Annotated in this window: 12 protein-coding genes; 6 read left to right on the plus strand and 6 right to left on the minus strand. The window is 71.2% G+C overall.

Annotation, left to right across the window (positions count from 1 at the left end; genetic code table 11):
- Positions 1 to 3: 3 nt before the first annotated feature.
- From ASV56_RS16620 to ASV56_RS16635, 4 genes are all read right to left on the minus strand, one after another.
- Positions 4 to 1,095 (minus strand): sugar phosphate nucleotidyltransferase, encoded by a 1,092-nt coding sequence (locus ASV56_RS16620; protein WP_062563080.1) that lies wholly within the window; start codon positions 1,093 to 1,095, stop codon positions 4 to 6.
- A gap of 95 nt (positions 1,096 to 1,190) precedes the next feature.
- On the minus strand, positions 1,191 to 3,416 hold the full coding sequence (gene treY / locus ASV56_RS16625) for a malto-oligosyltrehalose synthase (protein WP_062563081.1): 2,226 nt from the start codon (positions 3,414 to 3,416) through the stop codon (positions 1,191 to 1,193).
- A complete protein-coding gene (gene treZ, locus ASV56_RS16630; RefSeq protein ID WP_062563082.1) occupies positions 3,413 to 5,107 on the minus strand; it encodes a malto-oligosyltrehalose trehalohydrolase in 1,695 nt (564 codons plus the stop codon). The genes treY and treZ overlap by 4 nt, the downstream gene beginning before the upstream one ends.
- Before the next feature lie 110 nt (positions 5,108 to 5,217).
- Entirely contained in the window at positions 5,218 to 5,544 is a 327-nt protein-coding gene (locus tag ASV56_RS16635; RefSeq protein WP_062563083.1) for a metal ABC transporter substrate-binding protein, read from the minus strand.
- Between ASV56_RS16635 and ASV56_RS23730 the strand changes: the two genes are divergently transcribed.
- Genes ASV56_RS23730 through ASV56_RS16640 form a run of 3 tightly spaced genes read left to right on the plus strand, consistent with a single transcriptional unit; the run spans position 5,543 to position 6,739 of the window.
- Positions 5,543 to 5,695, plus strand: coding sequence for a hypothetical protein (locus ASV56_RS23730; protein WP_156429217.1), 153 nt, complete (start codon positions 5,543 to 5,545; stop codon positions 5,693 to 5,695). The two genes, ASV56_RS16635 and ASV56_RS23730, sit on opposite strands and share 2 nt — an antisense overlap.
- Positions 5,689 to 6,264, plus strand: a complete 576-nt coding sequence (locus ASV56_RS23735) for a hypothetical protein (protein ID WP_156429218.1) — start codon at positions 5,689 to 5,691, stop codon at positions 6,262 to 6,264. Before ASV56_RS23730 ends, ASV56_RS23735 begins: the two co-directional genes overlap by 7 nt.
- Positions 6,146 to 6,739 carry an esterase/lipase family protein gene (locus ASV56_RS16640; protein WP_253880151.1) on the plus strand — a complete coding sequence of 198 codons (594 nt, stop codon included), beginning with the start codon at positions 6,146 to 6,148 and terminating at the stop codon, positions 6,737 to 6,739. Before ASV56_RS23735 ends, ASV56_RS16640 begins: the two co-directional genes overlap by 119 nt.
- A 238-nt stretch (positions 6,740 to 6,977) precedes the next feature.
- On the opposite strand, the gene ASV56_RS23740 is transcribed toward ASV56_RS16640, so the two are convergent.
- Both ASV56_RS23740 and ASV56_RS16645 read right to left on the minus strand, forming a co-directional pair.
- Complete coding sequence (locus ASV56_RS23740) at positions 6,978 to 7,121, minus strand: hypothetical protein (protein ID WP_156429220.1); 144 nt, start codon at positions 7,119 to 7,121, stop codon at positions 6,978 to 6,980.
- A 120-nt stretch (positions 7,122 to 7,241) separates the two neighbouring features.
- Positions 7,242 to 8,126 (minus strand): choline sulfate utilization transcriptional regulator, encoded by an 885-nt coding sequence (locus ASV56_RS16645; protein ID WP_062563085.1) that lies wholly within the window; start codon positions 8,124 to 8,126, stop codon positions 7,242 to 7,244.
- Between the two features lie 247 nt (positions 8,127 to 8,373).
- On the opposite strand from ASV56_RS16645, the gene betC reads away from it, so the two are divergent.
- The 3 genes from betC to ASV56_RS16660 all read left to right on the plus strand — a co-directional run bounded on the left by betC (position 8,374) and on the right by ASV56_RS16660 (position 12,689).
- The gene (gene betC, locus ASV56_RS16650) at positions 8,374 to 9,888 is read left to right on the plus strand and encodes a choline-sulfatase (protein WP_062563361.1); all 1,515 of its coding nucleotides are present in this window, start codon (positions 8,374 to 8,376) and stop codon (positions 9,886 to 9,888) included.
- A gap of 33 nt (positions 9,889 to 9,921) precedes the next feature.
- Positions 9,922 to 11,718, plus strand: coding sequence for a chloride channel protein (locus ASV56_RS16655; RefSeq protein WP_062563086.1), 1,797 nt, complete (start codon positions 9,922 to 9,924; stop codon positions 11,716 to 11,718).
- Between the two features lie 74 nt (positions 11,719 to 11,792).
- The gene (locus ASV56_RS16660) at positions 11,793 to 12,689 is read left to right on the plus strand and encodes a helix-turn-helix domain-containing protein (RefSeq protein ID WP_062563087.1); all 897 of its coding nucleotides are present in this window, start codon (positions 11,793 to 11,795) and stop codon (positions 12,687 to 12,689) included.
- Positions 12,690 to 12,720 lie beyond the last annotated feature (31 nt).

The following is a 12,720-nucleotide window of genomic DNA, read 5'->3' on the forward strand; positions in this document are numbered from 1 at the left end:
TCGTCACGCCACGTTGCGGGGCAGCGGGTGAAGCCGGGCGCGACAGGCGTCGCGGCGTTGCAGCATCTCGGGCGTGACCAGCACGGTCTGGCCGTCGCGGCGGAACCAGCGCGCGTCCTCGTCGGGATCCTCGCCGACCACCAGCCCGTGCGGGACATGCGCGCCGGGCGCGACGATGGCGGCGCTGAGCCGGGCCGAGGCCGGGACATGGGCGCCGGGCATCGCCAGGCTGCCGCGCCCCAGCGACCATTCCGCCGCCGGCGCGGGATGGGGCAGGCGGGCAGGCGCGCCGGCCAGGAAGTCCAGATGCGCCCGGCGCAGCGCGTCGAGCGTGCCCACGTCGCGCCAATAGACCTGCCCCGAGGCGGCGGGCGGCAGGCGATAGCTTCCGGCCTCGCCCCGCGCCACCGCCATCGGGATCAGGTCGTGGCCGAAATCCGCGGCCCGCGCGGCATCGCCGAACAGGCGCGCGCGCAACCAGGCGGCCGACAGCACATAGACCCCCATCGAGACCAGCGCCTGGTCCGGCTGCCCCGGCATCGGCGGCGGCGCGGCGGGCTTTTCCAGGAAGTCCAGGAGGCGCCCCGCCGCGTCCGTCTGCATGACGCCGAAGCCGCTGGCCTGGGCGCGGGGCACCACATCCGCCGCGATCGTCACCGCCGCCCCGGAACGGCGATGCGCCGCGATCAGCGCGGCATAGTCCATCTCGTAGATATGGTCGGCGGCCAGGACCAGCACCTGCTCGGCGTCCCAGGCCTGGATCTGCAGCCAGTTGCGGCGCACGGCATCGGCGGTGCCGTCGTAATAGCCGCGCCCGTCGCGCAGGACCAGGCCGCCGGCCGGAAAATGCCGGCCCCATTGCGCAGGCAGATGCCGGTGCAGCGTGTCCGGCGCGAATTGCGTGGCGACCAGCAGCCGGTCCAGCCCGGACCGGACCACGTTCGCCATGGCGAAATCGACGATGCGGTTGCGCCCGGCAAAGAACACCGCGGGCTTGCTTTCCCGGGCGGTCAGCTCATGCAGGCGGGTGCCCTTGCCGCCTGCCAGCAGGATGGTTGCGGTCGCGGCGGGCAGGGAAATGGACCTGTCGGACATCGGCGAGTTCCTTTGCTGAAGGGGACGCCAGCCCGCAACCCTGGGCTGTCGGGTGGGGAACCCGCCCGGCCGCCCGTTGTTCCAGCCCTTATCAATTAATTATTACCCTGCCAGAACAGCACGACCTGCACGCCATCCGCGAAGGCCTGCCGCAGCACGATGCGGGCGTCCGGTGCAGGCGGCTGATGATACAGGAGTTCCGCGCCCAGAATGCGGTCTCGGTCCTGGCGCAGCAGCCGGATCGCCGCGGCCGAGACCTCGATCCGGGCCGGGGCCCTGCGCAGGAAGCCCGCATGCTCTGCCCGCAGTTGCAGCAGCGCGCGGGTCCAGCGCGCCTTGGGGTCATCGGCCCGCGCCAGCGCCTGCCAGTCCAGCGGCAGGCGGTTGTCGGGATCGGTCAGCGCCAGGAAGGGTGCCTCGTCGCCGCGATAGAGGTCTGGAAAGCCCGGCAGCAGCATGTGAAAGGCGCGCTGCGCCAGCGCCAGCGCCGCGCCGCGCACCAGAAGCCGCGCCAGTTCCGGCGGGTCCGCCGCCCATTGCCGCAGCACGGCGGCGGCGAACCCGGCCGCTGCCTGTTCCGCCTCGCGGTCGGGGCTGGACCAGAAGCTGGTCAGCTTGGCCTCGCGCATGGCCTTTTCCAGGTGGTCGGCCAGCCGGGGCGCCGCCGAACCGGCATCGCCCTGCCACAGCGCCAAGGCCGATTGCAGCGCATACCAGCGCCATTCCGGCGCGACGTCCGCGGCCTCGGGCAGGGCCGAAGCCGCCTGGTAAAGCGCCCGGAACGCCTCGGGGTCGTGGCTGATGGCGGCGAGCCGCATGCGCGCATCGCCCGAACGCTTGCTGTCATGGGTCGAGACCGCCACCATGTCGCCGGGCCTGCCCCGCGCCAGCGCGTCATTCGCCTCGCGCTCGGTGATGGTCGGCTCATCGGGCTCGGCCCCGACCTCGTTTGCCGCCAGATAGCGGGCCCAGCGGAAACCGGCCGTGTCCTCTTGCGCCTTGGCCAGAAGCGCGCCCGACACCTGCTGGAAGCGCCGGGCCAGGGCGCGCGCGGCTTCGTTCGGCGGCTCGAGCATCAGCGACACGAGCAGGTCCAGCACCGTGCGCCCGCGCAGGCCCTGCGCCGCCCGGTCGGCGGCGGTGCGCAGGATCTCGGCGTCGCGCGGGTCCGCCCCATCGTCCAGATAGGTGCGATAGCGCGGCATCGCGACCAACAGGGCGGTGACGGCCTCGCGCAGCGATTCCGGGCCGGGCTCGGCCAGGGCCGAGCCTTGCGCCGCGGCCGCCGCCATGTCGCGCAGCTGGCGCCGCTCGGCGGCCAGCTCGTGCTCCAGCACATCCAGCTTGGCCTGCTGCAGCACGTCGCGGAAATCCGCGGTCGCGCCGGTGGCGTCGCGCCAGATGCGGTCCAGCCGCGCGAGGCCCGCCGCGTCGGTCAGCAGCCGCGCGATCAGCCGCCCGGATCCGTAGCCGGTGGTGCCGGTGCAGGGCCAATCGGGCAGCGCCTCATCCCCGACCAGGATCTTTTCGACCCAGACCGGCGTGTCGGGCAGCGCCGCGCGCAGCCGCCGCAGATAGGCGCCGGGATCGGCCAGGCCATCGACGTGATCGACGCGCAGCCCCTGCACCAGCCCTTGGCGCGCCAGCTCCAGGATCAGGGCGTGGGTGGCGTCGAACACCGCCGGATCCTCGACCCGCATGCCGATCAGGCTGGTCACGTTGAAGAAGCGCCGATGCGTGATGCCGTCGCGCTCCAGCTCGTAATGCACCAGCCGCCAATGCTGCGCCTCGTGCAGGGCGCGCAGGTCCTGGCCCGGGTCGCTGCCCGGCGCCAGCGGCAGGCGCATCTCGCCGAATTGCCACAGGCCGTCCCGGACCGAGAAAGCGCCCTCGGCCAGCAGCTTTTCGAAAGGCTCGGGCAGGAAGGGCAGGACCAGCGGCCCGGCCTGCCAGTCGATGTCGAAGGCCGCGGCATGGCGGCTGGCCGCGCCGTGGCGCAGCACGTCGCGCAGCCAGGGGTTTTCCAGCGTGAAGGCGGTGTGGTTCGGCACGATGTCCAGGATGATGCCCAGTCCCCGCGCCCGCGCCGCCTGTGCCAGCGCCCGGAACCCGTCCATGCCGCCCAGGGCCGGGTCGATCCGGGTCGGGTCGGTGATGTCATAGCCATGGGTCGAGCCGGCCGCCGCGACGAAGATCGGCGACAGGTAAAGATGCGACACCCCCAGGTCCGCGATATAATCCAGCCTCTCCCGCACCGCGGCGAAATCCACGCCGCCGCGCAGCTGGATGCGATAAGAGGCGATGGGCAGCGGCGCGGTCATGACGGCTCCACCCGCGCGGTCAGCGCGAAGCGGTCGCGCCCGGGCCGGCCCAGCACGAATTCGCCCCCTGCGGGCAGCGGTGCCGGCGCGCCGGCGCTCAGCGCGACATGCAGGCTGCCCGCGCCGAAATGCCAGGCGGCGGTCAGCCCGCGGCTGCCGAGGCGCTCGACCTCGGCGGACCGCCGGCCGCTTTTCAGCAGCGGCACGACCTGCCGGTGGCGAAAGCGCAGCGCGCCGCGCGTCAGCGCCTGCCAGCCCTCGGTATCCGGGGCGTCCCAGTCCAGGCGCGACCGGCGCAGCGTCTCGGGGTCCAGCGGATCGGGCGCCTCGGCAAAGCCCGCGTCGGCCGCGAATTCGGCCCGGCGGCCGTCGCGCACCGCCTGGGCCAGGTCGCCCCGGTAATCGGCGAAGAACAGGAAGGGCGCGCGCGCGCCGCGTTCCTCGCCCATGAAGACCATGGGGATATAGGGCGCGACCAGCAGCAGGGCATAGGCCAGCCGCACGCCCTCCGGCTCGGCCAGGCTCAGCAGGCGTTCGCCCCGTGCGCGATTGCCGATCTGGTCATGGGTCTGGATCGCATTGACGAAAGCCGTCGGCGGCAGGTCGCCGCAATCCGCGCCGCGAGGGCCGTCGCGGCCGGGGCGGGGCTGGCCCTCCTCGACATGGCCGCGGCGCAGGGCATGGGCCAGGTCGGCCAGCGGATCGCGGGCGAAACTGGCATAATAGCCGTGCTCCTCGGCGGTCAGCAGGCAATGGATCACGTGGTGGAAATCGTCGTTCCAGCTGGCGTCATAGCCCTGCCGGCGCAGGTCGGGCAGGTTGCGTTCATCCTCGACGATCAGGTGGACGGGGCGGCCGGGGCAGGCGGCGCGGGTGCGGCGGGCGAATTCGACCAGGAATTCGTCGGCGCCCGGCCCGGTGATCTGATGCACCGCGTCCAGCCGCAGCCCGTCCAGACGGAACGCGCCCAGCCAATGCGCGGCGCATTCGCACCAGTAGTCGCGCACGGCGGGCCGGGAAAAGTCGATCGCCGCCCCCCAGGGCGTTTGCCGCGAAGCGTCGAAGAATTCGGGCGCGATGCGGTGCAGGGCGGCACCTTCCGGGCCGAAATGGTTCATCACCAGGTCCAGCAGCACCATCAGCCCCAGCGCATGCGCCCTGTCGACCAGACGGCGCAGGTCGTCTGGCGTCCCATAGGCCGGGTGCAGCGCAAAGGGCAGCACGCCGTCATAGCCCCAGCCGCGCTGTCCCGGGAACTGTCCCAGCGGCATCAGCTCGATGGCGGTGAAGCCGAGCGCGGCCAGTCGGTCCAGCCTTTCCGCCGCGGCGGCCAGCGTGCCCTGCGGCGTGAAGCTGCCGACATGCAGCTCATAGATCACCGCCTCGGCCCAGGCGCGGCCCGGCCAGTCCGCTTGCCAGGCATAGTCCGCCCGATCCGCGACCGATGGCGCGTGAACGCCGCCGTCCTGCAAGCGGCTGGCGGGGTCGGGGAACAGCGCGCCATCGACGCGCAGCATGTAGCGGGCGCCGGCCTGGGCGGGGACGGCGGCGCTCCAGCTGCCGTCCGGGTCCCGGGTCATGGCGTGGTCGCGCCCTTCGAGGACCAGCGCGACCGCGCGCGCCCCGGGCGCCCACAGGCTGACGCGCCAGTTGTCGCCGACCCATTCTCCGCCCCATCGGCCCATCGCCATCCCCCCATGCCTGCTTTCGCAACGCCGGCTCGCGAGGCCGCGTTCCCTCGCAGGGACTAAGGGAGCTCATGCCGATGGTGCGGTTCGTCCGCTCCCGGCAGTCGCGGAGATCAGTTCTGCTGCCCGGTCCGGGCCAGCCTGGCGATGTTGCCGGCGATCAGCTGCGCCGGATCGCCGGGCGCGGCGCTGTCCAGCAGCAGCACGCCGATGCCCTTGCCCGCCAGGGCCTCGGCCAGGGGTTCGGGCAGGCCGCGGGCGGTCAGCGCCGTGTCGATCCCCTCGACCGCCATCCAGTCCGCGAGCTTCGCCGCCCGTTCCGGCGTCCATTCCGAGGGCGCGGCGATGATGCGCGCCCGCAACTCCAGCCCCAGGTCGGCGGCGAGATAGCCGAATTGCGGCGACAGCGCCACCGCCTCGGCGCTGTCGCGCGCGGCCATGGCCTGGTCCGCTGCGGCCTTGGCCGGCGGCGACCGGGCCGATGCGCTGCCGGGCGTGGCGGCTATGGCGCCGGAACTCTCGCCGCTGGTCCGGATGCTGAACGCCGCCGACCGGCCGCTGCGCGGGGCGCCACGGACGCGCTGGTGGTGATCGCGGGCGACCTGGAGCTGTCGCTGTCGGCCAGGAAGCTGGTGCTGTTCTTCCTCGACAACTTCTTCGGCAGCGACCATGACCTGGTGGTGAACACCGCGCTGATGGAGGGCGGGCTGCCGCGGCACGATCCTGTCCTGCTGGTCGACCGCGGCCCCACGGTCACGCATTTCGGCTATTTCGGCAATGCCCGCTCGGCCGCCCAGCTGCGCGACGGGCTGCTGGCCCCCGCCCGGCTGCGCGGCATCGCCCCGCCCGACACGCAGCTGGCCAAGGCCGAGCGGGCCGAGAAGGACCGCGGCGTCACCCGCTCGCCGGTCCCGGCCGAGACCGGGGCAGAGGCCGGGCTGACGCTGTCCGAAGGCCCGGCCGCACGCGGTGCTGCCCCTGGCGGTGATCCTGCCCGGGATCTCGGGCAGCCATCTGGCGGCTGCGGGGCAGCGGGTCTGGCTGAACCCGGGCGGCATCTGCACCGGCGGCGTCGGCCGGCTGGCGATCGACCAGCCCCGAGTCGGGATGATCGAGCTTTACTATGGCGAGTTGCGCCAGCACCTGTCGCGGACGCATGAGACGTTCACGCCGGCCTATGACTGGCGCCTGCCGATCCAGGCCACCGGCGCGGCGGTGGCAAGGACGGTGCTGACCAAGCTGCGCGGCAGCCCGCAGCGCCCGATCCATTTCGTCGCGCATTCCATGGGCGGGCTGGTGGCGCGGGTCGCGCTGCGCGATCCGGCCCTGCTGGAGGCCTTTCAGGCCAACGCCGCCTCGCGCCTGCTGATGCTCGGGACGCCGAACGGCGGCTCGCTGGCCATGGCGCTGGGGCTGCTCGGCCTGTCCCGGACGGTAAAGATGCTGGCCGCGCGCTCAGCCTGTCCGAGGATATCGCCCAGATCAGCGCGATCATGCGGGCCTGGCCGGGCGCCTTGCAGCTGTTACCGCCAGCCTTGCTGGACGGCGGCGCATGGCAGGCGCTCGCCCCTGCGTCCGGCCCTGCGCCAGGCGCTGGAGAACCTGCCCCTGAGCCTGGCTCGGTCCGGGACGTGATGCGAACGGCTGCGCCTTCGCGCGAACCTCGGCGAGCTGCATGCAGGGACAGGCCGGCGCTTTTGTCAGAAGGTGAGGTTTCCGGCATGGTGCGTGTCCAGCAGGGCTATTGGCGTTTCTCGGTCGCAGTGTGAGACGGTGAATCTGCCATGAACTTCTGTCGGTGCAGCTGAAAGTCCCTTGATGCTGGCCTACCTGCGTTCGCCCCGGGAGAATGTCTGGCGGCTTTCTGCGCGGGTCAACGAGACCAACCCATCTGCACGGCATCGCTTTCGCCCGGGATCCGCTCGACCGGCGAGCCGGCAAACCAGGTAAAAAAGGCGCCTTCCATGTGGAAATCGCTGCGCCCGCCGTCGCGCATGGTCGCGATATCCGCGTCCATGACGGCACGCTTGGCGCCGGTCCGGGTCCTGATCCGCGCGAGGCTGCTCCCCGGAGGCTCTGGGCACAAGCCTGGCCCGTGCCGGCAGGCGCGCCTGCCTCAAGCAGATCGGGGGCGGAACTAGCGCCGCGCGCTTTCCGCGACCAGCCAGTCGCGCAGGCCTTGCGTCGCCGGCTCGTGCGGCGCGCGCTGGATCATGTGATAGCCCTGGCCGGGCGCCACCCGCTCGGGACCGAAGCGGACCAGCTGACCGCGCGCCAGCAGCGGATCGACCAGCCCGCCCCAGCCAAGCGCCACGCCCTCGCCGGCCAGCGCCGCGTCGATGACCAGCGAATAGGTGTTGAAGCGCAGATTGCCCTGGTCGCGGGCCAGGTCGCCCGCGCGCCCGATGGCGGCAAGATAGCGGCGCCAGTCGAACCAGGCGGCGGGATGCGGGCTGTCGAGATGGATCAGCCGGGTCGCGCCGAAGGCGCCGGCGCTACGCCCTTGCGCAAAATGCGGGGCGCAGACCGGGACGACGCGCTCCTCGATCAGCAGCGTCGCCTCGGGGCCCAGCGTGGCGGCGCTGCCGAAGACCACGGCGATGTCGCCGGGCTGCAGCTGCCCCAGGTCGCTGTGCTGCGAGGCGATGATCTGCAAATCGGCCTCGGGCTGGGCGTCGCGGAAGCGGTGGATGCGCGGGATCAGCCACAAGCCGGAAAAGGCATAGTCGGTATGCAGCCGCAGCACCGCCGCGCTGGCCTTGCGCCGCAGCCGGGCGGCAAGCTCGTCCACCTGGTCGATGCTGCGCGTCAGGATCGCGAGCAGCGCCTCTCCGGCCTCGGTCGGCGCGACGCCGCGGTGACCGCGGGTCAGCAGGGCCGTGCCGAACTCGGCCTCGGCCCGGCGGATCTGATAGCTGACGGCGGGCTGGGTCAGGTTCAGAAGCCGCGCAGCCTCGGACAGGCTGCCCGCGCGGCAGACCTCGACGAAAACCCGCATCCAGCCCAGATCGACATGGCGCATCGGCGATAAAGATCCTTTATGTCATGCATGAAAAGAATCCCGCTGCACCGCAGGCTTGGTGCAGGTCTATATAAGCCCATGGAATAGCGCCCGAAGCAGCGGCATGGCAAGGGGCGGAAGGGCGCCGCGTCCTGGGGGGCGGTTATTTCGACTGACTATCCCGGCGCGCCGGGCTATAGGCGGCGGCAGGCCGATGCCGCAGCCCGGCCCGCACGCCCAAACCCTGAACGACCGAGACGAGCCTCAGATGACACGCCCGAATATCCTTATCCTGATGGTGGACCAGTTCAACGGGACGCTGTTCCCGGACGGGCCGGCCGAGTTCCTGCACGCGCCGAACCTGCGGGCGCTGGCGGAACGCTCGGTGCGCTTCGCGAATACCTACACGGCCAGCCCGCTTTGCGCTCCGGCCCGCGCCAGCTTCATGTCGGGGCAATTGCCGCGCCGCACCCGGGTCTATGACAATGCCGCCGAGTTCGCCTCGGACATCCCGACCTATGCCCATCACCTGCGCCGCGCCGGCTATTACACGGCGCTGTCGGGCAAGATGCATTTCGTCGGTCCCGACCAGCTGCACGGTTTCGAGGAGCGGCTGACCACCGACATCTATCCGGCCGATTTCGGCTGGACGCCGGATTACACCAAGCCGGGCGAGCGCATCGACTGGTGGTATCACAACCTCGGCTCGGTCACCGGCGCCGGCGTGGCCGAGATCACCAACCAGATGGAATATGACGACGAGGTCGCCTTCAACGCCACGCAAAAGCTCTATGACCTGTCGCGGCGGCTGGACGACCGGCCCTGGTGCCTGACCGTCAGCTTCACCCATCCGCACGATCCCTATGTCGCGCGCCGCCGCTTCTGGGACCTCTACGACGACTGCCCGGCGCTGGAGCCCGAGGTGCCGGCGATCCCCTTCGATCAGCAGGACAGCCATTCGCAGCGGCTGATGGAGGCCTGCGACTTCCGCGCCTTCGACATCGCGCCCGAGGACGTGCGCCGGGCGCGGCAGGGCTATTTCGCCAATATCTCCTATGTCGACGAAAAGATCGGCGAGATCCTCGACGTGCTCAAGCGCGGCCGGATGGACGACAACACCATCATCCTGTTCGTCTCGGACCACGGCGACATGCTGGGCGAACGCGGCATGTGGTTCAAAATGAGCTTTTTCGAGGGCTCGGCCCGGGTGCCCCTGATGATCGCGGCGCCGGGCTGGCAGCCGGGGCGCATCGACCGGCCCACCTCGACCCTGGACGTGGTGCCGACGGTGGCGGCGCTGGCCGGGCTCGACATCAGCACCCTGGCGCGCTGGACCGATGGCGAGGACCTGACCGGGCTTGCCACGGGGCAGGGTGCGCGCGGCCCGGTGCCGATGGAATATGCGGCCGAGGGCACGGTCACGCCCATGGTCGCCCTGCGCGATGGCGACTGGAAGCTGGCGCTGTGCAATGCCGATGCGCCGATGCTTTACAATCTGGCCGACGACCCGCAGGAGCTGCTGAACTTGGCGGGCGATCCCGCCCATGCCGAGACCCTGGCGCGGCTGTCGGCGCAGATGCGGGCGCGCTGGGACCTGGCGGCCTATGACGCCGAGGTGCGCGAAAGCCAGGCCCGGCGCTGGGTGGTCTATGAGGCGCTGCGCAACGGCGCCTATTTCCCCTGGGATTACCAGCCGCTGCAAAGGGCCTCGGAACGCTATATGCGCAACCACATGGACCTGAACGTGCTCGAGGAAAACAAGCGTTTTCCGCGCGGGGAATAGGCCCGCGCCCGCCGACCGCCGGAACATCGCCCCATGCCCTTTGCCCGCAAGACCGCCCCGCGCCGCCTGATGCTGTCCTTTCTGCAGCGGATCAACGAGGTCCGACGGCAGCTGCGCGACCAGGAGGCGATGCTGGTCGTCATCGCCTTCGCGCTTGGCGGGCTGGTCGGACTGGCGGTCGCCGGGCTGCACCGGCTGCTGCTGGCGGCGCAGGGGCTGCTGTTCGGCCTGCCGCGCGATGCGGCGCTGAGCGCGCTTTCGGACCTGCCGGCCTGGCCCTATGCGCTGGTCCCGGCGGTGGGCGGGCTGGTGCTGGGGATCTGGGCGCTGGTCGCGCAGCGCATCCGCCCGGCCGAGATCGTCGACCCGATCGAGGCCAATGCGCTTTACGGCGGCAAGATGTCGGTCTGGGATTCGCTGCGGCTGGCCTGGCTCACGCTGCTCTCGAACCTGTCGGGCGCTTCGGTCGGGATGGAGGCGGGCTACAGCCAGCTCGGTGCCAGCCTGTTTTCCGCCGTGGCCCAGCCCTTTCGGCTGCGGCGCGAGGACAAGCGCTGCCTGACCTCGGCCGGGGCGGCGGCGGCCATCGCCGCGGCCTTCAACGCGCCGCTGGCCGGCGCGTTCTACGGCTTCGAGCTGGTCCACGGCTCCTACGCGCCGCGCAATATCGCCATCATCGGCGCGGCGGTGATCTCGGGCACGCTGGCGCGCCGCGCGGTCGAGCCGCATGGCTCGCTGTTCCACCTGCCCGAGGTGATGGCGCTGCCCGACACGCTGCTGCCGCTCTTCATCGTCATCGGATTGCTGGCGGCGCTGGTCGGCACCGCGACCATGCGGCTGGTCTCGGTCTTTGAGCGCCTGTGCCAGAAAAGCCGGCTGGCGGCTTGGGCACGGCCGGCGGCCGGCGGGCTGGTGCTGGGCGCCATGGCGCTGGCCAGCCCGCAGGTCCTGGGCAGCGGGCACGACTCGATCCAGGTGCATATCAGCCAGAACTGGGGCCTGGCGGCGGTGGCGCTGCTGCTGCTTGGCAAGGTCCTCGCCTCGGCCCTGTCGCTGGGCGTGGGGTTCCGCGGCGGGCTCTTCAGCTCGTCGCTGTTCATCGGCTGCCTGCTGGGGGCGCTGGTCGCGCAGTTGCTGGTGCTGGCGCTGCCCGGCCTGCCCGAGCTGCGCATCCCCGCCATGCTGGCCGGCATGGCCGCGGTCGGCGCCGCCATCACCGGCGCGCCGCTGACCATGGTTTTCCTGGTGCTGGAGATCACCGGCAATTTCGCCTTTACCGTCGGGGTGCTGACCGCGGCCTTCATCGCCTCGACCGTGGTGCGGCTGACCTTCGGCTATTCCTTCTCGACCTGGCGCTTCCATCTGCGCGGCATCCCGCTGCTGGGCGCGCATGACGTGGGCTGGGTGCGCGAGCTGACGGCGGGGCGGATGATGCGCAGCGACATCCGCCGCGTGCCGCTGCACCAGCCGCTGGCGCTGTTGCGCGAGGAATTGCCGCTGGGCAGCCGCAAATACGCCTTCGCCGTGGACGAGCACGACCGCTATGCCGGCATCATCGACATGGCGACCGTGCACGACCCCGAGATCACCGAGCTGGCCGAGGTTCTGCTGGCCGCTGATTGCGTGATCGGCGCCGATGCGCATGTGTTCCGCCAGGACAATATCCAGGCCGTGCTGGACCAGTTCTCGCGCACGCAGCTGGAGATCCTGCCGGTCCTGGACGGGCCGGCGACGCAGCGGGTGCTGGGCTCGCTGACCGAGGCCTATTGCCTGAAACGCTATGCGCAGGAGCTCGACAGCCGCCGCAGCGACGAGATCGGCGCGCCCTGAAGGGCACGGTTGATCTTGCGCCGCCCTCGCGTATCATGGCCGCCGCACAGCCAGCCTTCTGGGGAGGAAGGGCGATGATGTGTTTCGAGGAATGGAGCAATTGCGTCCTGTCCAATTGCGGCCAATACGATTGCACCCCGGCCGAGCGCAACCGGCGGGCCGTGGGGGATTTCCGGCTGCGCCGCCGCCACGGCATCGACATCGCCGAGATGGATTGCCGCATCGATCGCATCGACCGCCAGCGCTCCGGCATCCGCAGCGACGACAGCGAATACCTGTTCCTGCTGATGCAGCGCGCGGGCGAGGCGCGGGTCATCCACAATGGCGCGGCCGAGGTGCTGGCGGCCGGCGACTGCCTGCTGATGGATTCGACCCGCACCGCCCAGATCCGCTTCGACGGCCGCGACGCCAGCTTCACCTCGGTGCACCTGCCGCGCGCCCTGTGCCTGGAAGGCCGCCCCGCCGCGCCGCTGACCGGGCGGCGCATCCCCGCGCGCCATCCGCTGCTGGCCGGTCTTGGCGCCCTGCTGGCCGAGGCGCCCGAGGCCGATGACGCCGCCGATTATCTGTTCGATTTCGTCGCGCTGCTGTTTCGCGGCGAGGGTGCGGCGCCCGGCTTTCGCGACCGCGCCGGCCGGTTCCGCCATGCCTGCGAGACCATCGAGCGCCAGCTGACCGACCCGGAATTCTCGATCGAGCGGCTCTCGGCGCTGGTGAACCTGTCGCGGCGCCAGTTGCAGCGCGATTTCGGCGACCACGGCACCAGCTTCACCCAAGTGCTGGCGCAGCGCCGCGCCCGGCTGACCGCCGACCACCTGCGGCGCGCGGCGCAGATGAACCGCCGGCCGGTGATCTCGGACCTGGCCTTTCGCGCGGGCTTCGGCGATCTGTCGCATTTCAACCGGGTGTTTCGCCAGCATTACGCCATGGCGCCGGGCGACTATTACGCTTCCTGCCGCGTCGTGCATTGATTGCAAAGGCTTTTCCTGGCGCGCCAGCCCC

It is taken from the genome of Paracoccus aminovorans (assembly GCF_001546115.1).
Lineage (GTDB): Bacteria > Pseudomonadota > Alphaproteobacteria > Rhodobacterales > Rhodobacteraceae > Paracoccus > Paracoccus aminovorans_B.

Bases quoted from the DNA above. Each gene is read 5' to 3' on its own strand.
- ASV56_RS16620 (WP_062563080.1), bottom strand. From the start codon at position 1,095: ATGTCCGACAGGTCCATTTCCCTGCCCGCCGCGACCGCAACCATCCTG.
- treY (WP_062563081.1), bottom strand. From the start codon at position 3,416: ATGACCGCGCCGCTGCCCATCGCCTCTTATCGCATCCAGCTGCGCGGC.
- treZ (WP_062563082.1), bottom strand. From the start codon at position 5,107: ATGGCGATGGGCCGATGGGGCGGAGAATGGGTCGGCGACAACTGGCGC.
- ASV56_RS23730 (WP_156429217.1), top strand. From the start codon at position 5,543: ATGGCCTGGTCCGCTGCGGCCTTGGCCGGCGGCGACCGGGCCGATGCG.
- ASV56_RS16635 (WP_062563083.1), bottom strand. From the start codon at position 5,544: ATGGCCGCGCGCGACAGCGCCGAGGCGGTGGCGCTGTCGCCGCAATTC.
- ASV56_RS23740 (WP_156429220.1), bottom strand. From the start codon at position 7,121: ATGGACGCGGATATCGCGACCATGCGCGACGGCGGGCGCAGCGATTTC.
- ASV56_RS16645 (WP_062563085.1), bottom strand. From the start codon at position 8,126: ATGCGCCATGTCGATCTGGGCTGGATGCGGGTTTTCGTCGAGGTCTGC.
- betC (WP_062563361.1), top strand. From the start codon at position 8,374: ATGACACGCCCGAATATCCTTATCCTGATGGTGGACCAGTTCAACGGG.
- ASV56_RS16655 (WP_062563086.1), top strand. From the start codon at position 9,922: ATGCCCTTTGCCCGCAAGACCGCCCCGCGCCGCCTGATGCTGTCCTTT.
- ASV56_RS16660 (WP_062563087.1), top strand. From the start codon at position 11,793: ATGATGTGTTTCGAGGAATGGAGCAATTGCGTCCTGTCCAATTGCGGC.